General features: G+C 48.2%; 20 protein-coding genes. 18 read left to right on the plus strand and 2 right to left on the minus strand.

What is annotated here, in order from left to right:
• Window positions 1-6 precede the first annotated feature (6 nt).
• The 16 genes from NSB25_RS18065 (at window position 7) to NSB25_RS18140 (ending at window position 19282) form a co-directional block, all read left to right on the plus strand.
• The gene (locus NSB25_RS18065) at window positions 7-1350 is read left to right on the plus strand and encodes a tyrosine-type recombinase/integrase (RefSeq protein WP_103240922.1); all 1344 of its coding nucleotides are present in this window, start codon (window positions 7-9) and stop codon (window positions 1348-1350) included.
• 221 nt (window positions 1351-1571) lie between these two features.
• The gene (gene uvrB, locus NSB25_RS18070; RefSeq protein ID WP_103240921.1) at window positions 1572-3596 is read left to right on the plus strand and encodes an excinuclease ABC subunit UvrB; all 2025 of its coding nucleotides are present in this window, start codon (window positions 1572-1574) and stop codon (window positions 3594-3596) included.
• Between the two features lie 129 nt (window positions 3597-3725).
• Window positions 3726-6590 carry an excinuclease ABC subunit UvrA gene (gene uvrA, locus NSB25_RS18075; protein ID WP_103240920.1) on the plus strand — a complete coding sequence of 955 codons (2865 nt, stop codon included), beginning with the start codon at window positions 3726-3728 and terminating at the stop codon, window positions 6588-6590.
• Between the two features lie 235 nt (window positions 6591-6825).
• Entirely contained in the window at window positions 6826-7818 is a 993-nt protein-coding gene (gene mreB, locus NSB25_RS18080; RefSeq protein ID WP_103240919.1) for a rod shape-determining protein, read from the plus strand.
• A gap of 23 nt (window positions 7819-7841) precedes the next feature.
• Entirely contained in the window at window positions 7842-8618 is a 777-nt protein-coding gene (locus NSB25_RS18085) for a flagellar hook-basal body protein (RefSeq protein WP_103240918.1), read from the plus strand.
• Between the two features lie 173 nt (window positions 8619-8791).
• Window positions 8792-9607: a flagellar hook-basal body protein gene (locus tag NSB25_RS18090; protein WP_103240917.1), complete on the plus strand. Its 816-nt coding sequence runs from the start codon at window positions 8792-8794 to the stop codon at window positions 9605-9607.
• 77 nt (window positions 9608-9684) lie between these two features.
• On the plus strand, window positions 9685-10107 hold the full coding sequence (locus NSB25_RS18095) for a rod-binding protein (RefSeq protein ID WP_103240916.1): 423 nt from the start codon (window positions 9685-9687) through the stop codon (window positions 10105-10107).
• 107 nt (window positions 10108-10214) lie between these two features.
• The gene (recD2, locus tag NSB25_RS18100) at window positions 10215-12431 is read left to right on the plus strand and encodes an SF1B family DNA helicase RecD2 (RefSeq protein WP_103240915.1); all 2217 of its coding nucleotides are present in this window, start codon (window positions 10215-10217) and stop codon (window positions 12429-12431) included.
• A gap of 135 nt (window positions 12432-12566) precedes the next feature.
• A complete protein-coding gene (locus NSB25_RS18105) occupies window positions 12567-13352 on the plus strand; it encodes a ComF family protein (protein WP_103240914.1) in 786 nt (261 codons plus the stop codon).
• Window positions 13353-13372: 20 nt separating this feature from the next.
• A complete protein-coding gene (locus tag NSB25_RS18110; RefSeq protein WP_103240913.1) occupies window positions 13373-13777 on the plus strand; it encodes a flagellar protein in 405 nt (134 codons plus the stop codon).
• A gap of 9 nt (window positions 13778-13786) precedes the next feature.
• Window positions 13787-14179, plus strand: coding sequence for a hypothetical protein (locus NSB25_RS18115; RefSeq protein WP_103240912.1), 393 nt, complete (start codon window positions 13787-13789; stop codon window positions 14177-14179).
• Window positions 14180-14204: 25 nt separating this feature from the next.
• Complete coding sequence (locus NSB25_RS18120) at window positions 14205-15389, plus strand: hypothetical protein (protein ID WP_207656174.1); 1185 nt, start codon at window positions 14205-14207, stop codon at window positions 15387-15389.
• Between the two features lie 30 nt (window positions 15390-15419).
• On the plus strand, window positions 15420-16322 hold the full coding sequence (gene cdaA / locus NSB25_RS18125) for a diadenylate cyclase CdaA (RefSeq protein WP_103240911.1): 903 nt from the start codon (window positions 15420-15422) through the stop codon (window positions 16320-16322).
• Window positions 16255-17577, plus strand: a complete 1323-nt coding sequence (locus NSB25_RS18130; RefSeq protein WP_172455187.1) for a CdaR family protein — start codon at window positions 16255-16257, stop codon at window positions 17575-17577. Before cdaA ends, NSB25_RS18130 begins: the two co-directional genes overlap by 68 nt.
• A gap of 2 nt (window positions 17578-17579) precedes the next feature.
• Entirely contained in the window at window positions 17580-18929 is a 1350-nt protein-coding gene (gene glmM / locus NSB25_RS18135) for a phosphoglucosamine mutase (RefSeq protein ID WP_103240909.1), read from the plus strand.
• Window positions 18930-19018: 89 nt separating this feature from the next.
• Window positions 19019-19282 carry an HPr family phosphocarrier protein gene (locus NSB25_RS18140; RefSeq protein ID WP_103240908.1) on the plus strand — a complete coding sequence of 88 codons (264 nt, stop codon included), beginning with the start codon at window positions 19019-19021 and terminating at the stop codon, window positions 19280-19282.
• Window positions 19283-19374: 92 nt separating this feature from the next.
• On the opposite strand, the gene NSB25_RS18145 is transcribed toward NSB25_RS18140, so the two are convergent.
• Entirely contained in the window at window positions 19375-20529 is a 1155-nt protein-coding gene (locus NSB25_RS18145; protein WP_103240907.1) for a DUF3048 domain-containing protein, read from the minus strand.
• Window positions 20530-20672: 143 nt separating this feature from the next.
• The gene (locus NSB25_RS18150) at window positions 20673-21785 is read right to left on the minus strand and encodes a DUF6709 family protein (protein WP_103240906.1); all 1113 of its coding nucleotides are present in this window, start codon (window positions 21783-21785) and stop codon (window positions 20673-20675) included.
• A gap of 218 nt (window positions 21786-22003) precedes the next feature.
• Between NSB25_RS18150 and NSB25_RS18155 the strand changes: the two genes are divergently transcribed.
• Together NSB25_RS18155 and NSB25_RS18160 are read left to right on the plus strand one after the other, a co-directional pair.
• The gene (locus tag NSB25_RS18155) at window positions 22004-23677 is read left to right on the plus strand and encodes a M3 family oligoendopeptidase (protein WP_103240905.1); all 1674 of its coding nucleotides are present in this window, start codon (window positions 22004-22006) and stop codon (window positions 23675-23677) included.
• Between the two features lie 107 nt (window positions 23678-23784).
• A complete protein-coding gene (locus NSB25_RS18160) occupies window positions 23785-25443 on the plus strand; it encodes a SurA N-terminal domain-containing protein (RefSeq protein WP_103240904.1) in 1659 nt (552 codons plus the stop codon).
• Window positions 25444-25449 lie beyond the last annotated feature (6 nt).

A 25449-nucleotide genomic window follows, 5' to 3' on the forward strand; every position in this document is an offset into this window, starting at 1 on the left:
AAGAGAATGCTGGAACTAAAACGGCAAAATTATGTGGATTGGGAAGTAAGGCCTGTATTTAAGTTACTTGACAGAAATAATTATGCTTACCGTGTCGTCCTGAAATTTCAGGACGGCACACAACAGATACAGCAGAAATCGGGATTCCGTACTAAAAAAGAAGCAGAAGATGCCAGAAAACGTGCTATGGGAGAATTAAGCAACGGCACATATGTGATGAATAACAATGTAAAATTGAAGGAATTTCTTGAATACTGGCTGGAAAACGAGGTTAGGCAAAGTGCAGGGAGTGCCAATACATATTCTTCTTATATGCAGATTGTCAAAAATCATATTATCCCATATTTAGGAAGAAAAAGACTGACTGAGTTGAACAGGGGAGATGTTCAAAAACTGTACAAAGACCGTGCTGGATATTCCATTCATATTGTACGACAGGTAAAAACAGTGTTGAATGTCTCCCTTCGTTTTGCCGTGGAGCATAAATTGATTTCATTGAATCCCGCAGAAGGCATTAATTTGCCAAAGAACATAGAAGCCAGACCTTATCATATCAGAAAAGTGGATATTCAGAAAACGCTTACAATGGAGCAGATACATACATTACTGGAAGCCAGCAAGGGGACATCTATTCATATGCAGGTATTGTTCAATGTTCTCATGGGATTGCGGAGACAAGAGATAAACGGGTTAAAGTATTCGGATGTTGATTACATAAACCGTACATTGTCAGTGGAACGCCAATTGGGGAAAGAACTGAACAGAAATTCGGATGAAGGTGAAAATAAGCCACTGACGAAGAAGGAACTTCCGTTGAAATCATCCTCCAGTAAAAGAGTGTTGCCTATTCCGGATTATGTATTTGAAGCAATTCTGGAAGAGAGAAAGAGATATGAGAGGAACAGGAGCCGCAGAAAATCACAATTTCTGGATGCGGACTATATTTGCTGTTCTAATTACGGAAAGCCACGTAGTAAAGATTTTCATTGGAAATACTACAAGAAGCTTTTGAGAGATGCGGAACTGCCCGACATTAGATGGCATGACTTGAGAAGTACTTATTGTACTCTTTTGCTGAAGAGTGATTTTAGTCCCAAAGCGGTGTCAAAACTGATGGGCCATGCAAAAGAACTGATTACCGTGGATGTATATGGGGATAATCAGAATATCATCCCAGAAGAAATTCCAGAGCTACTGTCATATATGGATGATGTTATGCCGAAGAAAAAAGACGGAGATAAGAAGGGAGGTGAGGTGCTGGATGCAGGAATAAAGGTTGAGGAGTACCTCTTGGGAATGGATGGATGTGACGATAATTATAAGAATAGATGTTCGGAACAAATGTTCTAGAAATTACAGTTTTTATCTATACAAATAAAATGTCCTATGGTATAATCAGAGTTGCTTTCGTGCTACTGAGTCCATTATGGTTTTACTACTATTATGGAATGCAGAAAAATGGGATTGGTGAACAAAATTCGTCGAAAGGCCATTTTTCTGAATACGGAAGATGCGGCTCGACGAATTTCTGGCTAATAGGCGAACTTTTCTGATATGTTTTCAGCAGCATTATGGAGGTGATATTTGTGCAAGTTGAACAAAAACCTTTCAAGCTTCATTCCGAATACAAACCCACCGGCGACCAGCCCCAGGCAATCGCAGAACTGGTGGAGGGCTTCCAAAAAGGTAACCAGTTCCAGACTTTACTAGGCGTGACCGGCTCCGGCAAGACCTTCACCATGGCCAACATTATTCAGGCTTTAAACAAGCCTACTTTGGTAATAGCGCACAATAAGACCCTGGCCGGACAATTGTACGGCGAGTTCAAGGAGTTCTTCCCTGAGAATGCAGTGGAATATTTTGTGTCCTATTACGATTACTACCAGCCGGAGGCTTATGTACCCTCTTCGGACACTTATATTGCGAAGGACTCCTCCATCAATGACGAAATAGACAAGCTGCGTTTATCAGCTACAGCATCCCTGACGGAGCGCAGAGACGTGGTGGTGGTAGCCAGCGTATCCTGTATCTATGGATTGGGAAGTCCTGATGAATACAAGGATATGATAGTATCTCTGCGTCCGGGTATGGTGAAGGACAGGGATCAGGTGCTTCGGGAGCTGGTGGACATTCAGTACACCCGCAATGAGATGGACATGCACAGGGGATGCTTTCGGGTGCACGGTGATGTGATAGAGGTGTATCCTGCCCAGGGCGGCGACTATTTTATCCGTATAGAGTTCTTCGGGGACGAGATTGACAGAATCGTAGAGGTGGAGCCTCTGTCCGGCAGAGTTCATGCGGTGCTGAATCATATTGCAATCTTTCCCGCTTCCCATTATGTGGTATCCATGGACAAGATCAAGGTCGCCTGCGACAATATCGAGAAAGAACTGGAGACTCAGGTACGCCGTTTCAAAGGGGAGGACAAGCTTATCGAGGCGCAGCGGATTGCAGAGCGCACCAATTTTGACATAGAGATGATGCGGGAGACAGGTTTCTGTTCCGGTATAGAGAATTATTCCAGACATCTGAACGGCATGCCGGAGGGGGCGCCGCCGCTGACATTGATGGATTTCTTCAGGGATGATTTTCTGATTATCATTGATGAGTCTCATATGACGATTCCACAGATTCGCGGAATGTATGCAGGCGACCGCTCCCGGAAGACGACGCTGGTGGAGTACGGATTCCGCCTGCCTTCGGCGCTGGACAACAGGCCGCTGAACTTTGAGGAATTTGAAGCTCATATTGATCAGATGCTTTTTGTGTCAGCGACGCCTTCTGTCTACGAGGAAGAGCACGAGCTGCTGCGCACGGAGCAGATTATCCGGCCCACCGGCCTGCTGGACCCTCAGGTGGATGTGCGTCCGGTGGAGGGGCAGATCGACGATCTGATCGGGGAGATTAACAAAGAGATAGAAAGGCATAATAAAGTACTGGTAACTACCCTGACAAAGCGAATGGCGGAAGATCTTACTGATTATATGAGGGAAGTGGGGATCCGGGTAAAATATCTGCATTCGGATATAGATACTCTGGAACGGGCGGAAATCATCCGGGATATGAGGCTGGACGTGTTTGACGTGCTGGTGGGAATCAATCTGCTGCGGGAAGGCCTGGATATTCCGGAGATCTCGCTGGTGGCAATTCTGGATGCGGATAAGGAAGGATTTCTGAGAAGCGGTACGTCTCTGATACAGACCATCGGGCGGGCGGCCCGTAATGCAGAGGGGCATGTGGTTATGTATGCGGACACTGTTACAGACTCCATGCGCATGGCTTTGGACGAGACCAGCCGCCGTCGTGAGATCCAGATGAAGTATAACGAAGAGAATGGAATCACACCGCAGACCATCAAAAAGGCTGTAAGGGATCTGATTGCTATTTCCAAAGTTATTGCCAAAGAAGAGATGCGCTTTGAGAAGGATCCTGAATCCATGAGTCGTAAGGAGCTGGAGAAGCTGATTGCGGATGTGCAGAAGAAGATGCAGAAGGCAGCGGCGGATTTAAACTTCGAGGCAGCTGCCGAGCTGCGGGACAAGATGATAGAGCTGAAGGAGAAGCTGCGGGATTTTAGTGAGGAAGATTCCTGACGAATATTGTTTCTTCATACAATTGTAACAATGAAGAGGTGCAAAAGCATCAAAGCAGTTCAAGTGATAAAATGGGCAGGTATCAATTCTGCCCTGTATTATATATTCAGGAAGGAAAGATGAAACCAAATGGAAGAAATCAAAAAGATGCGACCCCGCGAGTATATCAGAATACGCGGCGCCGCCGAGCATAATCTGAAGAACATTGACGTTGATATTCCGAGAAACGAGCTGGTAGTTCTGACAGGAATGTCAGGTTCTGGGAAGTCTTCTCTGGCCTTTGATACTATTTATGCGGAAGGGCAGAGGCGGTATATGGAGTCGCTGTCTTCCTATGCAAGGCAGTTTCTGGGGCAGATGGAAAAGCCCAATGTGGAGAAGATTGAAGGACTGTCGCCGGCTATTTCCATTGACCAGAAATCTACCAACAGAAATCCGCGTTCTACTGTAGGTACAGTGACGGAAATCTATGATTATTTTCGCCTGCTCTATGCCAGAATCGGGATTCCGCACTGCCCCAGCTGCGGCAGGGAGATTGCCAGGCAGACGGTGGATCAGATGGTGGATCAGATTATGGAGCTGCCTGAAGGCACGAGACTTCAGCTGCTGGCGCCTGTGGTCCGGGGACGCAAGGGTCAGCATGAAAAAGTGCTGGATCGGGCCCGGAAGAGCGGTTATGTGCGTGTGCGGGTAGACGGGAATCTCTATGAACTGACAGAGGAAATCCCGCTGGAGAAAAATATAAAGCATAATATTGAGATTGTGGTGGATCGCCTGGCGGTAAAGGCGGGAATGGAGCGTCGTCTGGCGGACTCCATTGAGAATGTGCTGAATCTGGCGGAAGGGCTGCTGCTGGTGGATGTCATCGGCGGAGAACCCATGACTTTCAGCCAGAGCTTTTCCTGCCCGGACTGCGGGATTGGCATCAGCGAGATTGAACCCAGGAGCTTTTCCTTTAACAATCCTTTCGGAGCCTGTCCTGTATGCTCCGGACTGGGCTATAAAATGGAATTTGATCTGGATCTGATGATTCCGGATAAGCGTCTCAGTATCAATCAGGGAGCGATTGCTGTGATGGGATGGCAGTCCTGCTCTGATAAGTCCAGCTTTACCAACGCACTGCTGCAGGCCCTGTGTAAGGCTTACCACTTTGACCTTGACACCCCCTTTGAGGAATATCCGGAAACAGTGAAGGATGTTTTTGTGAACGGGACCAATGGGAAGGAGGTTGAGGTTCATTATCAGGGACAGCGGGGACAAGGTGTATATCCTGTGGCTTTCGAGGGACTTGTGCGCAATGTGGAACGGAAATACAGAGAAACCTTTTCCGAGACCATGAAACAGGAGTATGAGACATTTATGAGAATCACGCCCTGCAGGGAATGTAAGGGAATGCGCCTGAAGAAAGAAGCTCTGGCCGTAACCGTTTGTGATAAGAACATTTATGAAATCACATCTGCGTCTATCTTGGAATTACAGGCTTTTCTGAAAGATATGCGGCTCAACAGTCAGCAGCTGCTGATTGGAAAGCAGATAATCAAGGAGATTCGGGCCAGAGTGGGATTTCTGGTGGATGTGGGTCTGGAATATCTGTCTCTGGCCAGGGCTACTGCCACCCTGTCCGGTGGCGAGGCCCAGCGCATCCGTCTGGCCACACAGATTGGCTCCGGACTGGTTGGAGTATGCTATATTCTGGATGAACCCAGCATCGGGCTTCATCAGCGGGACAATGACAAGCTGCTGAATACTTTGAAGAATCTTCGGGATCTGGGTAACACGCTGATTGTGGTGGAACATGATGAGGATACCATGCTGGCGGCGGACTATGTGGTGGACATCGGCCCGGGAGCAGGCTCTCACGGCGGCGAAGTGGTGGCCTGCGGTACGGCGGAAGAGCTGATGCAGATACCGGAATCCATTACCGGAAAGTATCTCAGCGGCGAGCTGCGGATTCCTGTGCCGGAGGCCAGAAGGAAACCTGTCGGTCAGCTGAAGATTCTGGGGGCACGGGAGAATAATCTGAAGAATATTGATGTGGAAATTCCTCTGGGCGTGATGACCTGCATTACCGGAGTATCCGGCTCAGGGAAGAGCTCTCTGATCAACGAAATCTTATATAAACGCCTGGCAAGAGATTTGAACCGTGCCAGGTGCATACCGGGAAAGCATAAAAATATTCTGGGACTGGAGCAGCTGGATAAAGTAATTGCCATCGACCAGTCTCCTATCGGACGTACACCCCGGTCAAATCCGGCCACTTATACCGGCGTGTTTGACCAGATACGAGATTTGTTCGCTTCTACTGCAGACGCCAAGACAAAAGGATACGGAAAGGGTCGCTTCAGCTTTAATGTAAAGGGAGGACGCTGCGAGGCCTGCGGAGGAGACGGAATCATCAAGATTGAGATGCATTTCCTTCCGGATGTCTATGTTCCCTGCGAAGTCTGTGGGGGGAAGAGATATAACCGGGAGACTCTGGATGTAAAATACAAGGGTAAGAATATTTTTGATGTGCTGGATATGACGGTAGAAGAGGCTTACAGTTTTTTTGAAAATCTTCCTTCCATTCGCCGCAAGATTCAGACACTCTATGATGTGGGACTGACTTATGTAAAGCTGGGGCAGCCTTCCACTACCCTGTCCGGCGGCGAGGCCCAGCGAATTAAGCTTGCGACGGAACTGAGCAGAAGGAGTACAGGAAAGACCATTTATATCCTGGACGAGCCTACCACGGGACTCCATTTTGCGGATGTGCATAAGCTGGTGGACATTCTGCACCGACTGGCAGACGGGGGGAACACCGTGGTGGTTATCGAGCATAATCTGGACGTTATTAAAACAGCGGATTGTATTATCGACATGGGCCCCGAGGGCGGGGATCGGGGCGGAACGGTAATCGCCCTCGGTACGCCGGAAGAAATCGCAGAGAGTGAGAAATCATATACCGGTATCTATATAAAGAAAATGTTGGAAAAGGATAAGAAAAGGAAATAACTGGACGGAAGAAAAATTGCGGAAAGGGTAAAGAAGACAGGGCGTCATGCCGAAATGATAATTACAGGTTTGCCGCTGCACTTCTGGGAATGTGCAGGCAGACAGACTGGCTGATGTCATTTTTTATTAAAATTTTCATAAACCCCTATGAAAAACGAATTTTTTCGGTTATAATAAAAAACGTATGACTTTGTTGCAGAATTTGAGAATCCGTTTTTCAGAAAGGGGCTAATATATGCAGTGCACAGATATCGGGATAGATTTGGGTACAGCCAGCATTTTAGTATACATCAGAGGAAAGGGCGTCGTACTGAAGGAGCCGTCCGTTGTAGCATTTGACAGAGATACGAATAAAATTAAGGCCATCGGTGAGGATGCGCGCCTCATGCTGGGAAGGACACCGGGGAATATTGTGGCGGTGAGACCTTTGCGGCAGGGGGTTATATCAGATTATTCCGTGACCGAGAAAATGATGAAATATTTTATTCAGAAAGCTCTGGGCAGGAGGACCTTCCGGAAGCCGCGCATTGCTGTCTGTGTGCCCAGCGGTGTCACGGAAGTGGAGAAGAAAGCGGTGGAAGATGCCACCTATCAGGCAGGGGCAAGAGATGTTGACATCATAGAGGAGCCCATTGCAGCGGCTATCGGAGCAGGGATTGATATCGCAAAGCCCTGTGGGAACATGATTGTGGATATCGGTGGCGGCACATCTGACATTGCGGTTATTTCCCTGGGAGGAACCGTGGTGAGCGCATCTATTAAAGTGGCCGGAGATGACTTTGACGAGGCCATTGTGCGCTATATGCGCAAGAAACATAATCTGCTGATCGGTGAGAGGACCGCGGAAGATTTGAAAATAAAGATCGGTTCTGCTTACAGGCGGCCTGAGGTCGACTATATGGATGTGAGAGGCCGGAATCTTGTGACCGGACTTCCGAAGACTGTGAAGGTATCCTCGGAGGAGACGGAAGAGGCACTTCGGGAGACCACTTCCCAGGTAGTGGAGACAATCCACAGTGTGCTGGAGAAGACACCGCCTGAGCTGGCCGCAGATATAGCGGACAGAGGAATCGTTCTGACCGGCGGAGGAAGTCTGCTGAGAGGACTGGAGGAGCTGATTTCTTCCAAAACGGGAATCAATACGATAACCGCAGAGGATCCCATGACGGCGGTAGCTGTGGGAACCGGTAAATATGTGGAATTCCTGTCAGGTTACAATGGCAGATAATCAATTGTATCAGGAGGCTTTGGATGTTAAAGGGTTTATATACTGCATATACAGGAATGATTAATGAGCAGCACAGAATGGATACGATGACGAATAATCTGGCCAACGCATCCACGGTGGGCTTTAAGAAGGAAGGGGCCACCAGCCAGGCCTTTAATGATGTGCTTACAGTGAAAATCAGAGATGCTTCCTGGGGAGAACATCTCCCGCAGCGCATGGGGAATAACAATCCCGGGGTGAAGATCGGCGAGAATTACACGGATTTTACACAGGGTTCTTATCGTGTCACAGGGAATACCTATGATCTGGCTCTGGACGGGGACGGTTTCTTTGCCATTGAATTTACCAATAAGGCAGGAGAGACATCTACCATGTACACCAGAGGCGGCCAGTTTACTCTGAACAGAGAGGGATATCTGGTCACCGAGGATGGCGACTATGTACTGGACACGCAGAACAGGAGAATCCAGGTGAATACATTGCTGGAATCGAAGATTGACACCGATGGCACAATCAGTCAGAACGGCAGGACTCTGGCTAAAATCCAGGTGGCAGACTTTGAAGATTATAATTATCTGGAAAAGTACGGAGAGACCTACTACAGGCCCATAGAGGGAGCCAGAATGACTCCGGCTGACGCGCAGATCAATTCGGGATATCTGGAAATGGCCAATGTACAGATTGTATCCGAGATGGTGAATATGATCTCAATTACCAGGGCATACGAGAGCAATCAGAAGATTATTCAGACATATGACAGTTCCCTGGAGATTGCTGTGAACCAGCTGGGCAGGGTATAACAGGGAATGCTAACGCATAACTGACCAGAGGGGTGGTACAGATGTGCATGGGTAAGATTCGGAAACGACAGCCGGCGGGAAACCCAGGGACGAGGAGAAGCGGAAACAGTACGGCATAAGAGGGAATACATAGAACAGACAGTATAAATAAGGCGGAGAAAGGAATCAGGATTATGGTACGCAGCTTATGGACAGCGGCAACCGGTATGATTGCACAGCAGACAAATCTGGACACAATTGCAAATAATCTGGCCAACGTAAATACGCAGGGATTTAAAACCCAGGTGAATGAGTTTAAGACTCTGCTGTACCAGACGTTACAGACGAAGACCACCACAGCCAACGGAGAGCAGAAACCCACCAGCGCACAGGTTGGTCTGGGTACACGCAACTCGGCAATTACCACTATATTTAAGACAGGCAATATGCTTGCCTCCGAGAGTGATACTGCATTTGCGATAGACGGAAAAGGGTTTTTTGCAGTGCGCGGTGCGGACGGGAATACATACTATACCCGGGATGGTAACTTTGTGTTTTCCCTGGCCAGCAACGGAAATATGCTGGCAAATGCCGACGGTCTGCCTGTACTGGACACCAACGGGCGTCCCATTATACTGGATCAGCGCTATGTGGTCAGTGAGGTAACTGTGACAGGAGACGGCCTGCTCTGTTATCCGGATGAGAAGAATAATCCTCAGCCTATGGGAATCAGAATCGGTGTCTTCCAGTTCAATAATCCCAATGGTCTGGAGAGACTGGCGAGCAGCCTGTATAATCAGACAGCTGCCAGCGGACAGCCCATTAACGAGGCCACCAACAACGATGTGGAGAAGAGTAAGATACTGCAGAATTATCTGGAGGGCTCCAATGTGCAGGTGGTTGATGAAATGGTGAACATGATTGTGGCTCAGAGAGCTTACGAGCTGAACTCAAAGGCCATTACCACTTCGGACGAAATGCTTCAGCAGGCGAACAATCTGAAGCGGTAAAGCAGGATAACAGTGTGACACCTGCATAAAGATGCAGGGCAGGAACTGCAGAGCTCCGGTTAAGAAAGGAATATAATATGGATTTCAGTAATATCGCGTCCATGTACAGTGACAAATACACAACTGCCGCGAATCAGACGGCGAATCAATTGCAGGACAAACTGACAGGTGCCGATTACTCGAAAGCATCTGAAGCTGAGCTGATGGATGCCTGCAAACAGTTTGAAGCATACTTTGTAGAGCAGATGTATAAAGGGATGATGAAGACAATTCCCGAAAATGAAGAGGGAACATCACATTATACTTCTACTGTGATGGATTTGTATAAGGATCGAATGGTTCAGAGTATGGCGGAAGAGACCACCAATCAGAATGGCGGCCTGGGACTGGCCCAGATGCTTTTTGAGCAGATGAAGCGGAATTATGGTTTTGACGCAGTATCAGAGGGTACGGCAGCCGGGGGAAGTGAGTCGGAAGCTGTGCCGGAAGGAAAGATTTAAACGATTGTAATAAATATCAGGAAATTGATATGTCCGGGACAAGGCTGCTTAGACACAAGGCAGCCTTGTTCTGGTATATGTAATTTGGGACGTATCGGGAGGACGGGATGGAAACGCTCAGCGGCTACGTGGAACACATTATCTATCAGAACAGTGAGAATGGTTATACGGTATTGAACCTTGCGGCGGAAGGGGAAGAAATCGTCTGTGTGGGAATGTGCAGGGGGCTGTCTCAGGGAGAAAGCATTTCTGCCCGGGGAGAGTACATCGATCATCCTGTCTATGGAAGCCAGTTTAAAATAAGCGGATTTCAGGTGGTAGTGCCGCAGGACAGCATTGGAATGGAGCGTTATCTCGGGTCCGGGGCTATAAAAGGGGTAGGTCCTGCACTGGCCGCCAGAATCGTGAAGAGATTCGGAGAAGATACTTTTCGACTCATCGAGGAAGAACCGGAGCGCCTGACCGAGGTGCGGGGAATCAGCGAGAGAAAGGCGAGGGAAATCGCCATTCAGATGGAAGAAAAGAGAGATTTGAGAAATGCTCTGGTTTATCTGCAGCAATACGGAATTTCCAATACACTGGCTATAAAAATCTATAATGCCTACGGAGCAAATCTGTATGGGGTTATGAAGGAAAACCCGTATCGGCTTGCAGAGGAAATCCGTGGCGTCGGATTTAAAATGGCGGACGAGCTTGCCGGGAAAATCGGGATTCATGCGGATTCCGAGTATCGTATCAAAAGCGGAATCATATATGTTCTGCTTCAGGCTGTGGGAGAAGGAAACTGCTATCTGCCTTTGGACATATTGCTTGCGCGTGGGGAGAAACTGCTGGGTATTGACAGAAATGATATTCGTCCGCAGCTGGATAATCTGATGATGGATAAAAAGGTGGTAATCAAGGGAGAGAATGTATTTTCATCTTCTTATTATTATGCTGAACTGAATTGTGCAGGAATGCTTTATGATCTGAATGTCTCCATGCCTGTGGAGGAAAAGGAGGCGGAACAGAAGCTGGAAAAACTGGCCGGGGAGCTGAAAATCGAATTGGATGAGCTTCAGATGAAAGCAGTTATGGGAAGCATCCGAAATGGCCTGTTCCTTCTGTCAGGGGGGCCCGGCACAGGGAAAACCACCACCATCAATATGATGATTCACTATTTTGAGGCTGAAGGACTGGACATTTTTCTGGCCGCGCCCACAGGGCGGGCGGCGAAGCGGATGACAGAAGCCACAGGGTTTGAAGCCCGAACCATACACCGCATGCTGGAGCTGAACAGCGCGCTTTCTGACGAAGATACCCGCAGGGTCAGCTTTGAGAGAAATGAAGAAAATCCGCTGGAAGCGGATGTGGTGATTATAGATGAGATGTCCATGGTGGATATTCAGCTGTTCCAGGCGCTTCTGAAGGCAGTGGCCCCGGGAACCAGGCTGGTGCTGGTGGGGGATGTAAATCAGCTGCCCAGTGTGGGACCGGGACAGGTATTGCGGGATTTGCTGGGCAGCGGCCGGTTTCCCATGACGGAACTGAAGAAGATATTTCGCCAGGCGGAGAAAAGTGATATTGTCGTCAATGCGCACAGAATCAACAGCGGGGAGCAGATTGCCCTGGACAATAAATCCAGAGATTTCTTCCTTCTGGAGAGAAATGACGTCAATGTCATATATAAGCATATGATACAACTGATCAGTGAGAAGCTGCCCCGTTATGTACAGGTGTCACCTTATGAGATACAGGTGCTGACGCCTATGCGGAAAGGAAGTCTGGGCTGCGAGACACTGAACGGTATCCTGCAGAGATATCTGAATCCTGCAGATGAAAGCAAAAAGGAGCATATAAGCGGCAGCACCATTTATCGGGAAGGCGATAAAGTGATGCAGATTAAGAATAATTATCAGCTGGAGTGGGAAATTGTCAGTAAATACGGAATTGCGATTGACAGGGGAACCGGAATTTTTAATGGAGATATGGGAAGAATTCTGGAGATCAGCGAGGTGTCGTCCAGCCTGGTGGTGGAATACGATGAACAGCGGCGGGTTACGTATCCTTTTTCTCTGCTGGAGGAACTGGAGCTGTCCTATGCTGTCACCATTCACAAGGCGCAGGGGAGCGAATATCCCGCAGTCATTCTTCCGCTGTTGAGCGGTCCCAAAATGTTGTTTAACCGCAACCTGCTGTACACTGCCATAACAAGAGCACGGAGCTGTGTGACGATTCTGGGCAGCAGCAATACTGTGCGCAGTATGATAGAAAATGTCAGTGAGAACCGCAGATATACTGCTCTGGCAGCGAGAATCCGGGAGCATGGAAAAGCGGCTTTATAAAACGGCAGGCGCTGGAATCAGCAGAGAGAAAATCTGTGGCGGGCAGCACAGATACAATGACAGACTGCTCTGCAGATTCTGAAGGCACATAAATGATAAGGTCGGAGAGGGTTCAAATCGGAGGAATGAGAACCCATGAAAATCAGAACAAAGAACCGGATCACAGTCACAGCAGGAAGAGAAATCCGATGGAGGAAAAACGCCGGATGGGGAGAGAAGATATATGCGGGAGTACTGCAGTTGCTTTTTCCGCTGCGCTGTCCTGTCTGTGACAAAATTGTGCGTCAGCCCGGAGAGAAGATCTGCCTGGAATGCCTGGGCAGACTGAAGCTGCTGACGCCGCCCTGGTGCATGAAGTGCGGGAAAAAACTTGCAGAAGAAGGGGAATACTGTGCTGACTGCAAACGGAAAAAGCATGAATTTGTCCGCGGCAGGGCACTCTATGAATATGGAAGCGTCGCCCTTTCCATTTATCGCTTTAAATATGGTGGAAGGCGGGAATATGCTGCGTTTTTCGGGGAGCAGGCGGCAGAATATCTGGGCGATTTTATCAGAAGTGTACATCCGGATGCGCTGGTGCCTGTGCCGCTGCACAAAAAGCGAAAAGCGGTTAGAGGATTTAACCAGGCAGAACTGCTTGCCAGAGCCATTGGAAGCTGTCTGGATATCCCTGTGTGTACAGGATTTCTGGTCAGAGAGAAAAATACTGCGCCGCTGAAGTACGAAAATCCTGAAGAAAGGCAAAATAATTTGAAAAAGGCTTTTAATATAGAAAAAAATGATGTAAAATTAAAAAGGATTATTGTTATAGATGACATTTATACTACCGGCAGTACGATGGATGAAGTGTCCAGGGTACTGAAAAGCGCCGGCGCGGAATCGGTGTGGTATATTGCGCTGGCCTGCGGAACCGGTATATAAAAATGGTTCAGGAGGTTATAATGAACGTAAGAAATTGTAGAAAATGTGGTGCGCTGTTCAATTATCTCTCCGGTCCTCCGATTTGTCCCGCATGCCGCGACAGGCTGGAGGAAAAGTTTCAGGAAGTGAAGAGCTATATTCGGGATAATAAAGGGGCGGGAATACAGGAAGTGGCAGAGGCCTGCTCTGTGGAAGTCAATCAGATCCGGCAGTGGCTGCGGGAGGAGCGTCTGGAGCTGGCGACAGATTCTGCGATGTATCTGAATTGTGAATCCTGCGGCGCACCTATCCGCAGCGGCAAGTACTGTGAGAAATGTACTGCGAATATGACAAGGAATCTGCAGGATGTGTTAAAGGCGAACAAGCCGGCGCCCAAGCCTGAGAAGAATGAAGGTGAGGGGCCTAAGATGAGATTCCTGAAATAGGAGATTATCATGCTGAATGAAGAACGTATTATCTTAATGACTCGAATGGCAGCTTATGAAGAGGGTGAGGGAAAAAAGAATGTTAAAATCGGCAATTATTTTCGAAGCGATTATATTGCCGTTCAGGTTTTAAAATCCATAATTTGTGCAGTACTGGCATTTGCCATCGTTTTCGGCATATATATGCTTTGTAATTACGAAACGTTTCTTCGGGAGCTGTATACTATGGATTTGTTTGCATTTGCCAAAAATGTACTGATCTATCTCTGCAGTACGGTAGCGGGATATGCGGTGCTTACCTATGTGATATGTACCTGGCGGTATGCAAAGGTCAAGAAAAGCCTGAAATGCTATTATCATAATTTAAAAAAGCTGAATTCTCTTTATAATGAAATGCAATAAGGAACATTTCAGCCTGGAGGTCAGAATGACAGTTTTACTGGAATTTAGAGAACGATTAAAGCTGATTTACAGCAAATATGAGGTTTTTATACTGCCGCTTGCCAAATTATTCCTGGCGTTCGTGACTTTTACGACCCTGAACGGCAGAATGGGATATATGACAAGGATTGACGACCTGAGAATTGTGCTGATTGCGGCATTGGCCTGTTCGTTTCTCCCGGTGGGTATGCTGGTATTATTTGCGACTGTATTCAGCCTGATGCATATGTATGCGCTTTCCATGGAGGTGGCGCTGGTGGGACTGTGTATGTATCTGGTGATGTATCTGCTGTATTTTCGATTCAGTCCCAAGGACTCTCTTGTGGTGGTATTGACGCCTCTGCTGTGCGCTTTCAAGATACCTTATGTCATACCGCTGGCGGTGGGCCTGCTGTGTGGGCCATCCTCCGTAGTGTCTGTGGGCTGCGGCGTGGCTGTTTTTTATTTGTTTCAGATTGTGACAGACAGTGCACAGAATATCAGAACCATGGGGGATGAAGACGCGCTGGCAAAGGTTCGGATGATGGTGGAAAGTATTCTGGCGAATAAGGCCATGCTGGTTGTCATTGCCGCTTTCGCGATTACTGTGCTGGTGGTGTATCTGATCCGCAGAATGTCTGTCAATTATGCCTGGACCATTGCCATGATTGCAGGAGCCATGACGGAAGTGGTGGTCCTGCTTATCGGAGATTTGCTTTATGATGTGAATATCTCCCTGGGCGGCGTTCTGCTGGGATCACTGCTCGCACTGGCAGTTGCAAAGGTAATCGAATTTTTCCGCTTTTGTGTGGATTACAGTCGGACGGAGAAAGTACAGTTCGAGGATGACGAATATTATTATTATGTGAAGGCAATTCCGAAAATGACGGTAACCGTACCTTCGAAAACCGTTAAGAAAATCAACACACAAAATGTGCAGAGAGCGGGCAGCGGCAGGAGCAGCACATCCCGATCTGAGGGAGAAACGGTCGGCAGGCGGGTGACCATGGAGAAAACGACCGGAGGAAAGCGGGGAAATCCTGCCCGGCAGGCACAACGGCCGCAGAATTATCGGGGAGAACGAAGAAACGGTCGGAGTGTGACAATAGGAAGCACTTATGAAAACGGAGCGGGGAATCGTGTCGGAAGTCAGGCGGAAAATGTACAGAACGAAGATGAAGAATGGTTGTAGAATAGAACAGGAAAAGTAGGGACGGTCAAAATGCAGTGGCAGTGGCTCAAACAGGCTGACGATTATCTGAACAGTATTAAAACATATGCAAATACGGTAGACCTTCTCGATGTTGCCGAGATGTTGATTATTGCTTTTCTGGTCTACTATATTCTGGCATGGATGAAGACGACCAGATCGTGGAGAATGCTGAAAGGACTGATAGTCATTTTCCTGTTTCTGGCCATCGTATATATAATGGAGATGACAACCATCATACGGCTGGCCCAGAATGTGCTGGGTTTTGCTGTCACGGCATTGATTGTGGTGCTGCAGCCGGAGCTGCGTCAGGCGCTGGAGCAGCTGGGACAGAAAAATTTTCTTCCTTCTATCGGCTTCTCAGATTCTTCTGCCAAGAAGGAAGACGCCTTCTCCGAGAGAACAGTCAATGAGATAACGAAGGCCTGCGCAGAGATGGGCAAGGTGAAGACCGGTGCGCTTATTGTAATTGAGAGAGTGGAATCCCTGAAGGATTATGAGCGCACGGGGATAGAAGTGGACGCTATTGTCAGCAGTCAGCTTCTGATTAATATTTTTGAACATAATACACCCCTGCATGACGGGGCTGTTATTGTGCGTGGCAATCGGATTACTTATGCAACCTGCTATCTTCCGCTGTCCGACAATCTGGGCCTGAGCAAGGACCTGGGAACCAGGCACCGGGCGGGAGTGGGAATCTCTGAGGCCACGGATTCTCTGACACTGATTGTATCCGAGGAGACAGGCGGCATCAGTGTAGCCCATGAGGGAAAACTGGAGAGACACCTGAATGCCGAGGAATTAAAGAGTAAAATCAGGCAGATTATGAAAATGGATGGAGAAGAGGATGCAAAGGGCAGACACAGGCGCAAAGGAAAAGGCAAAGCAAAAGGTGAGGAACAGGCTGCTGAATAATCTGGGCCTGAAACTGACCTCTGTCATAATTGCCATCATACTCTGGTTTATTGTGGCTATGGTATATAATCCCAAGGATTCTGTTTCCTTCTCCAATATTCAGGTCAATCTGATTAACACGGATTTGCTGGAAAAAGGAAATAAGGTCTATGAAATCCTGGACAACAGTGATGTGGTCCGGGTTACGGTGCAGGCGCCCCGGAATGTAATCAATCAGCTGCGGGCTTCCGATATTGTGGCAACGGCAGATGTGAGTAAGCTCACGGAGGTGAACACCATTGCCATCAATTATGAAGTGTTGAACGAGGATGTGGAGATACTGGACATTACCGGCAATCATGACGTGGTGCAGCTGAATGTGGAGGAAAGGGCCAGGAAATGGATTAACGTGCAGTGCAATATTGTAGGAGAGGTTGCCGAAGGCTATATGGTTGCCAATACCTCAAGTGACCAGACGCGGATAGAGGTGGTGGGGCCGAAGTCTGTGGTGGAGCGTATCAGCTATGCGGGACTGGACATTGACGTGACCGGGGCCACATCGAATCTGTCCGCTAATGTAGATATCCAGTTGTATGATGCGGAGAAGAATCTGGTGGATCCTTCTCATATTGAGAAAAATGCTGAAAACATGCGGGTGGAAGTGCAGGTTCTGGCTACCAAGGAAGTTCCTTTTGAGCTGAAGGCCAGCGGGATACCGGCCGAAGGGTATCTGGCAACCGGAGAGGTGAAGCTGGATCCTGAAAAAGTATTGCTGGCAGGGACGGTATCCACACTGTCAAATGTGAGCAAAATCGTAATTCCGGAGACAGAACTGGACATCACGGATGCGGAGAGTGACGTGGTAAATGAAATTAATATCAAAAAATATCTGCCGGATTATGTTGTGCTGGCAGACGGCAGCTTTAATGGCCGTGTGACGGCTACAGCCTATGTTGAACCCAGAGTGGAGAAGACACTTCTGGTTCCGGCAGCGAATATAACAGTGCTGAATACGCCGGAGGGATATGAGTATGAATTTGCGGACAACGAGACCTGCAGAATGCGGATATCCGGTCTGGATGCAGATGTTTCGGAGGTTGATCCCAATACCGTGCGGGGAACGGTGAATATAGGGGAATGGATGGAGAGAAACAGCATAAGGGAGCTTACGGCGGGAACACATGAAGTTCCGGTAAGTTTTCAGCTTTCCGACCAGGTCAGCATAGATAATGTGACGACGGTTCGGATATATATTGTTGAAGTGGAGGATGAATAGAAATGGGCAGACTGTTTGGAACCGACGGTGTGAGAGGAATTGCAAATGAGGAGCTTACGCCCCTGCTTGCCATGCAGCTTGGGCAGGCGGGCGCATATGTGCTGACAAAAGAAAAGGAGCATAAACCGACGATTATGGTGGGATGCGATACCAGGATTTCCGGGGATATGCTGGCAAATGCCCTGATGGCAGGCGCATGTTCCGTAGGTGCAAACTGTGTATATGTAGGGATTTTGCCTACTCCTGCGGTGGCGTATCTGACTCAGAAGTATAAAGTGGATGCAGGGGTGGTGATTTCCGCTTCTCACAATCCGGTGGAATTCAACGGAATCAAATTCTTCGATGGGAATGGTTATAAGCTGCCTGACGAGATGGAGGACGAAATCGAGAGGCTTATCAGAAGTAACATGCCGGGTATCAAATTCCCCACCGGTTCTGCAGTGGGAAAGATAAAATACCGCACTGATGCCAGAGAAGAATACATTAATCATGCGATTCAGTCAGTTCCTGTGAACCTGGACGGCATGAAGATTGTGGTGGACTGTGCTGAAGGCGCCGCTTTCTATACTTCTGTGGAAGCGCTGAAAGAACTGGGAGCTTCCGTGGTGGCAATTCACAATAATCCGGATGGAATTAACATTAATTCCAACTGTGGATCCACTCACATGGCAGAACTTCAGGCCAGAGTGGTGTATGAAAAAGCCAGCGTAGGGCTTGCCTTTGACGGAGATGCTGACAGACTGCTGGCGGTGGATGAAAATGGTGAGATTGTAAACGGCGATCAGATTATGGCCATTGTAGGCAATCATATGAAGACAGGCGGAAAGCTGAAGAAGGATACCATTGTAGCAACTGTGATGAGTAATCTGGGATTCTTTCTGATGGGGAAGGAAAACGGACTGACCATAGAACAGACGAAGGTGGGTGACCGCTATGTGCTGGAGCGGATGAAGGAAATCGGTGCAAGTCTTGGAGGAGAACAGTCAGGGCACATTATTTTCCTGGATGAGAATACCACAGGAGACGGACTTCTCAGCGCACTTCACCTGCTGCAGGTGATGACGGAGACAGGTAAGAAGCTCTCCGAGCTGGCCGGTATCATGGAAGTATTGCCTCAGGCGCTGATCAATGCAAAAGTGGCCAATCATAAGAAGGAAAAATATATGGAATACCCTGTGATTGCGGAAGCCATCAGAAAGCTGGAGGAGAAATTCGCGGGAGAAGGCAGAGTACTGATCAGACCTTCAGGAACGGAACCCCTTGTCCGCGTGATGATTGAGGGGAAGGACCAGCAGGTGATTCATCAGGAGGCTGAAAAGCTGGCATGTCTGATCCAGGATGTCATGTTCTAGGCAAAGGATTATCTGTAAGTGCTTTAAAAGCGTTGACAACAGGGGGGAGCATACTTATGGGGAAGGAATGAGATTGGAGGAAAAGGAATATGGTAAGCCAGAAAGTAGTGATTAAGAATCTCACCGGTCTGCATCTGCGGCCGGCAGGGATACTCTGCAAGGAAGCCATGCAGTTTAAGGCGCTGATCACTTTTACGTTCAAAGGAGGCACCGCAAATGCCAAAAGCGTCCTGAGTGTACTGGGGGCATGTGTGAAATGTGGAGATGAGATTGAATTTGTCTGTGAGGGAGAGGACGAACAGGAAGCACTGAATGCTCTGGTCACAGCAGTAGAAAATGGTTTGGGGGAATAAAAAAACGGAATGCCGCGGGCATTCCGTTTTTAACTTTGCAGAATAGATCCATACCAATTCAGTGCCTGCCAGGCCGTGAATAAATTCACCATTCAGCGGAATGTATAATTATCATCTTCCTTTACAATGCAAATCATGGTTTTTCCGGTATTCAACAGGACTTCATTGCCATAGTCATCGTAAAACCTGGTGGCACCGTAATCGCCGCTTTTCTCCCATTTGACATGAATTCCCTTGCCGTTGGTGAAGAACCAGCCGTCTCTGGTAGTGTCATGACACTGAAAAGCCAGATACCCGGAACCCAGATCATCGTATTTGACATGCTGAACCAGAATGTTCTTAAAGGTCAGCTGTTCTCCGGTGAGGGCATCCGCATGGGGACTGTCTGAACCGCCGGAGAGATGCTGGGAACGATAATAAAGCCCGTCCTCTTCATTGTACTCAAAATAGCAGCGGGTCAGGGGATAACAGCCGGACATATCAATATAAGAGGCATTTTTGGCTTCGCTGTTGTACTGCAGCAGGGTATTGGGAGAGGCCTTTGTGGCAAAGGAAAAATGGGAGTCATCGGTCAGCCCCCGGTAATTCAGGGAGTATCCTTTTTCACTGATAACCTGGGCCAATCCCTCGCCGGACGCATAAGTATTGTGCGGGGCTGAACGGTCTCCGGAACGGAAAAAAGCGGCAGCATCCGAACCCAGAGTACCGTCGATATTCTGAGTGGTATCTTCGGCTATCAGCTCGTTAATGAAGAAAGGACCGCCCATATGCACGATAAAGGCATCCCATTCAAAAGCCCAGTAAGCATAATAAGCACGCAGACTGCGAATATTACCGATTTTGTCCAGGTTCCTCCAATCCTCATAGACTGCCATCATTCGACTCATGTAACCTTCCACGTTTGCTTCATACAGGATGGATGCCTTTGAAAGGTTATAGTGGGGAACTGCACCTGTTTCATTGGGAACCATCACAGCGATGGGACGGGTTGCGGCCACACCGGCATCTACCCACTCATTGGTCAGACGACTGCGCACCATACCTTCTCTGGGCGGCTGAGAATCGTCTTCCACCACAATGTTGGAAGGAATGCTCTCCGGTGTAGCCGGCTGTGAAGGTACTGCAGGGACGGAAGAAGTCGGAGGTTCATCCGTGAGAATGGGATTATCTGTATCATTTTCCTGTCCGCAGGCAGTCAGAAGGAAGAAGACAGCCGCAAACAGAAAGAAAAGCTTTATCCTGCTCATAGTACATAATTCTCCTGTCGTATAAGTTCTGCCTTCCATTTTAGCACAAAAAGGAACAGGAGTCATTGCTTTTTCCGGAAAATTAAGAAATAATAAAAACCGGGAGTCCCCTGACGGGCACCTCCCGGTTTTATCAGCAGGCCTCAGCCCTGATTATCAGGAACAGGCTGCTCTGCAACAGGATCCGTTGCAACATGTTCGCAGGTATTGTAACGCAGCTGCAGGAACTGAGTACGGTCCTTATTGTATAGTTTTTTCAGTTCATCGGTGTAACCTACCACTACCCAGGGAAGAGTTGCATTGATATGCGTGAGCATGTCTTTTGCAATGGATTCGTTGGCCACCGGGAAAGTGTGTCCCTTCGGTGTAAGCTCGTCAAAAATCATGATATTGTAGGTAGTGCCGGTCTTGACACCGTTGGTACGGTGGGTGACAGTAGTCTGATAAGCCCACATCATCTTCGTGTTGGGAATTGCTCTTGCGTTGGAACCCACAATATGGTAAGTCATCAGACGGCCAACCTTGAGAATGCCTTTCTTATCGTAGGACTGTGCGTCCCGGTAATCGGCTTCCACAGCGGCTTCGGTATAACCGGCTGCCGCAATATCCTGGCGCAGCTTTTTCAGAGAGCTGCCTCCGGCTGCCTTCGCAAGTCTGAAGATACCGTAAATCAGCAGTACCATACCGCCGCCGAAGAGCAGAAGATACAGAACGGTCATGGCTGTCTGACTGCCGTAATCAATGTAATAGGGAAGTGTCATTGCCTCGATATCCGCATCTGTCAGTCCCAGTTCCTTCATAGTACTCTTAAAGTAAGAATATTCTTCCTTATCCAGCTTTTTGATTTTACCGGTAAAAGGAATTGCCTCGGAGCGGATCTCATTATAAGTATTATCTGTCATGGCGTCCATCTGCTTTGCATAGCGGGCGGGAACCTTAATGGTCATATAACGCCAGTCTTCCGCATTGTCATCTCCTGTCCAGATTATGTAATAGAGATGTGTGGTCTTGACGGAGCCGGTTTTGGTGTTCTTGCTCTGCTCCTCCAGATAGCTGCCGAAATTCTCGGTGAGGTCGACTTTTACCAGCTGATTCTTGATCTCTTCCGGTTTCAGCTGTGTAAAATCCTTGTAGCCAGCCACCGAATAAAAGGCATCCATGGCATTCCAGCCTGCCAGTCCCAGGCCGATGAGGATGCATAGAATGGAAATAAAGATAGAGCCTTTCAGAATTTTTGATTTAAATTCCGCAAACATGGTTTCTCCTCCAACTCATATGAAATTTTGTGAAATTCTCACCTTTTTCATTTTATCATTCTGCTATGTAAAATGCAAGATTTCATTATCTGATTATTTACACAAAAGACGGAATCATGTAAAATAAAGGAAACGATTCGGCGGGGCACAGAATCGCTGAAAGGAAAGCCCGTATGCAGGGATATACAGGCATAATATAGAGAAAAGAGGAAAAGAGTATGAAGTTTAAGGACATGCCGTACCAAAGAGTGGATTTCGAACAGGTTGAAAAAGAAATGCAGGGGCTGATGGAAGCGTTTGACAGAGCGCAGAGCGGTGAGGAGCAGTTTGCGGTGCATCAGAAGTATTATGAGCTGACGGATCAGGTGGGGACCCAGATGACCATAGCGCATATTCGTTTTGATGTGGATACCACCGATGAGTTTTACAGTAAGGAACAGGATTACTACAATGAAAAAAGGCCGATTCTGCATAATCTGATGCTGGCGTATGAGAATAAGCTGTACGAATCCCCCTACCGTGCTTATCTTGAGGAGAAGATCGGGGCCGTGGCCTTTAAGAATATGGAGCTGGCCCGGAAATCCATGGATGAGAAGCTGATTCCTCTGATGCAGGAGGAAAATGTCCTGAAGACAGAGTATAATAAACTGATTGCAGGGGCTAAGATTGCGTTTGAAGGCAAGGAGCTGAATCTGTCTCTGCTTCGTCCTTACCTGGTACATTCGGACAGAAATGTCAGAGCGGCGGCATACAGGAAGCAGAGTGAGTTTTTTGCGGAAAATGCGGAAAAACTGGATGAAATTTTTGACAGGCTGGTGAAAAACCGCACCGCTCAGGCCCGCGAAATGGGCTATGAGAATTATCTGGAGCTGGGTTATTACCGGATGAGACGCAATTGTTATGGACGGGAGGAAGTGGAAGCCTTCCGCAGCCAGATTAAGGAATCCTTTGTGCCCTTTGCGGAAAAGCTTCATGACCGCAGGCGGAAGCGGCTGGGTCTGGACAAACTGAGCTATATTGATGCCGCGGTATATTTCAGGGAGGGAAATCCTGCGCCCTTCGGCACACCGGAAGAAATCCTGGCAGCAGGGCAGAAAATGTATCATGAACTGTCTCCCGAGACAGGTGAATTTTATGATTTTATGATGGAGAACGAACTCTTTGATGTATTGGGGCGCAAGACAAAACGGGCCGGCGGTTACATGACCTATATGCCTGTATATAATTCACCTTTCGTATTTGCCAATTTTAACGGCACCAGCGGGGATGTGGATGTCATCACCCATGAATGCGGACATGCTTTCCAGGGATACCTTTCCGGCAGGGACCCTATCCGTGAGCATTCGGACATCACCATGGAGACGGCGGAAATCCACTCCATGTCCATGGAATTCTTCACCCAGGACTGGATGGAGCTATTCTTCGGAGAACGGGCGAAGGATTATATTGAAATGCATCTGGAGGATTCGGCAGCCTTTATTCCATATGGATGTATGGTGGATGAATTCCAGCATATCGTATATGAGAATCCGGAGATGACGCCGGAGGAGAGGCACAGAGCATGGCTTGAGCTGGAAAAGGTATACAGACCTCACCAGGATTACGGCGATGATATTTTCTTTGCAAAGGGCGCATTCTGGCAGAAGCAGCAGCATATTTACAATTCACCTTTCTATTATATCGACTATAGCCTGGCACAGATCTGCGCGCTGCAGTATAAGGTGAAGATGGACGCGGACTTTGACGGGGCCTGGGAAAGTTATCTGAAACTGTGCAGGCTTTCCGCAAGTGATTTTTACACCAATATGGTCAGAGAGGCAGGCCTGACAAGTCCTTTTGAACCGGGCTGTGTGAAAAATATTGTGGAAAAACTTGAAAAATATGTGAAATAGCTTCACATTTTACAGGAAATACGGTAGAATAGAGGACATGGTCCCGGGGTGAAACTGTCCTCCGGGAATCGGAGAAAATTATGGTCTGATGGGAGGAGACATTTATCATGTCCAAAAAGGAAACACAGAATACCGGGGACAAGCCGGAAAAGATAGTTACAAAATATGACCTGAAAGTGCAGCGGAGAAAAGAAGAAAAGGAAAAGGCGCGCAGGGATGAGAGAGTCGGCAGAATCATTGGTATTGCGCTGCTGGCAGTGCTGGTATGCTTTGTGGCGTCCTTTCCCATTCGAAATTATCTCACCATAAACGGCAGCTATATCAAGGTAAGCGGAGAGAACGTATCAAAGGTTGAATTTGACTATCATTATCAGGTGGCCAGCAGCGATTATATCAACCAGTACGGAGCGTATCTGTCTTATTTTGGACTGGACTTAAGCCGCGATGTCAGGACACAGATGTATTCTGACACCCTTACATGGGGGGACTTTTTTGATGAGCTGGCTGTGGACAACATCGCTCGTGAGAAGGCATTGCTGAATGCGGCGAAAGAAGAAGGATTCGCCCATGATGTTACCGCAGAGTACGACGAGTACAGAGAGCAGCTGAAGGAAGCAGCTTCCGAGGCGGACACCACAGTGAAGGAATATGTGAAGCAGCTTTACGGCCCCTATGCCACGGAAGGCAGAGTGAAATCTTACATTCAGACGGGCATGTATCTCAATGCATATACAGAACTGCTTGGAGAGCGCATGACGCCTGCCATGGAGGAAATCCAGGAGCACTATGATAACAATAAGGCAGACTATGATTCAGTGGATTACTATCTGGCGTCGGTAGATGCGGAGCTGCCCACAGAGCCTACAGAGCTGGCCGATCCGGTGGAAGAGACGGAAGGAACAGAGGGCGAAAGTGAAGGGGAAGAGGGCACAGAAGAGGCTTATCAGCCTTCTGAAGCGGAAATTGAAGCTGCCATGAAGCTGGCAAAGGCGGAAGCCGACAAACTGGAGAAGACAATTCAGGCCGACGGAGAGCTGAACACCAACAGAAAACGTTCTGCTGTTACCAGTGTCCTGAAAGACTGGCTGTTCGATGAGGAAAGGAAAGCCGGAGATACCACAGTGGTGGAAGACAGCACACTCCGCCGGTATTATGTGGTGCAGTTCGAAAAACGCTATCTGGATGAGACACCTTCTTCGGATATCCGTGTGGTGGTGACCGCCGGAGACAATGCGCAGGCGATTCTGGATGAATGGAAGAACGGCGATGCCACGGAAGAGAGCTTTACAGCACTCTGTGAAAAGTATAATGACCCTTCCGTATTCAGTGCAGAAGGTGGTCTGCTGGAAGGTGTGATGCCTTCCGGTGTACCGGAAGAGCTGGGAGACTGGATCAGTGAAGGCGGACGTACCGCAGGTGACACTGCTGTCATATCCCCTGCGACGGAAGACAATACTTATGTGGTATATTATGCAGGGAACAATGATCCGGAGTGGGTTCTGAGTATCCGGAATACCCTGTTAAGCCAGAAATTATCGGAATATATGGAGACCACAGTGGGTGAAATCAATGTGGAGGACCCGAAGGAAAATCTGCGTTATCTGAAGGTGCGGGCTGAAGCGGAAGCTGCTGCGGAAAGCGAAGCACAAAATGACGGGTCGGAGGAAGGAGAATCCGGTGCGTCATCGGCAGAGAGCAGTGAGGATGGTTCTGAAGAATCCGGAGAAGGCTCGGAAGCCGGAACGGAGAGCTCCGGGGAATCGTGAGAGTGC

This window comes from Acetatifactor muris, from assembly GCF_024623325.1.
Taxonomy (GTDB): Bacteria; Bacillota; Clostridia; order Lachnospirales; family Lachnospiraceae; genus Acetatifactor; species Acetatifactor muris.

Coding starts and splice junctions, on each gene's coding strand:
- NSB25_RS18065 (WP_103240922.1), top strand. CDS start 7: ATGCTGGAACTAAAACGGCAAAATTATGTGGATTGGGAAGTAAGGCCT.
- uvrB (WP_103240921.1), top strand. CDS start 1,572: ATGGAGGTGATATTTGTGCAAGTTGAACAAAAACCTTTCAAGCTTCAT.
- uvrA (WP_103240920.1), top strand. CDS start 3,726: ATGGAAGAAATCAAAAAGATGCGACCCCGCGAGTATATCAGAATACGC.
- mreB (WP_103240919.1), top strand. CDS start 6,826: ATGCAGTGCACAGATATCGGGATAGATTTGGGTACAGCCAGCATTTTA.
- NSB25_RS18085 (WP_103240918.1), top strand. CDS start 7,842: ATGTTAAAGGGTTTATATACTGCATATACAGGAATGATTAATGAGCAG.
- NSB25_RS18090 (WP_103240917.1), top strand. CDS start 8,792: ATGGTACGCAGCTTATGGACAGCGGCAACCGGTATGATTGCACAGCAG.
- NSB25_RS18095 (WP_103240916.1), top strand. CDS start 9,685: ATGGATTTCAGTAATATCGCGTCCATGTACAGTGACAAATACACAACT.
- recD2 (WP_103240915.1), top strand. CDS start 10,215: ATGGAAACGCTCAGCGGCTACGTGGAACACATTATCTATCAGAACAGT.
- NSB25_RS18105 (WP_103240914.1), top strand. CDS start 12,567: ATGAAAATCAGAACAAAGAACCGGATCACAGTCACAGCAGGAAGAGAA.
- NSB25_RS18110 (WP_103240913.1), top strand. CDS start 13,373: ATGAACGTAAGAAATTGTAGAAAATGTGGTGCGCTGTTCAATTATCTC.
- NSB25_RS18115 (WP_103240912.1), top strand. CDS start 13,787: ATGCTGAATGAAGAACGTATTATCTTAATGACTCGAATGGCAGCTTAT.
- NSB25_RS18120 (WP_207656174.1), top strand. CDS start 14,205: ATGACAGTTTTACTGGAATTTAGAGAACGATTAAAGCTGATTTACAGC.
- cdaA (WP_103240911.1), top strand. CDS start 15,420: ATGCAGTGGCAGTGGCTCAAACAGGCTGACGATTATCTGAACAGTATT.
- NSB25_RS18130 (WP_172455187.1), top strand. CDS start 16,255: ATGCAAAGGGCAGACACAGGCGCAAAGGAAAAGGCAAAGCAAAAGGTG.
- glmM (WP_103240909.1), top strand. CDS start 17,580: ATGGGCAGACTGTTTGGAACCGACGGTGTGAGAGGAATTGCAAATGAG.
- NSB25_RS18140 (WP_103240908.1), top strand. CDS start 19,019: ATGGTAAGCCAGAAAGTAGTGATTAAGAATCTCACCGGTCTGCATCTG.
- NSB25_RS18145 (WP_103240907.1), bottom strand. CDS start 20,529: ATGAGCAGGATAAAGCTTTTCTTTCTGTTTGCGGCTGTCTTCTTCCTT.
- NSB25_RS18150 (WP_103240906.1), bottom strand. CDS start 21,785: ATGTTTGCGGAATTTAAATCAAAAATTCTGAAAGGCTCTATCTTTATT.
- NSB25_RS18155 (WP_103240905.1), top strand. CDS start 22,004: ATGAAGTTTAAGGACATGCCGTACCAAAGAGTGGATTTCGAACAGGTT.
- NSB25_RS18160 (WP_103240904.1), top strand. CDS start 23,785: ATGTCCAAAAAGGAAACACAGAATACCGGGGACAAGCCGGAAAAGATA.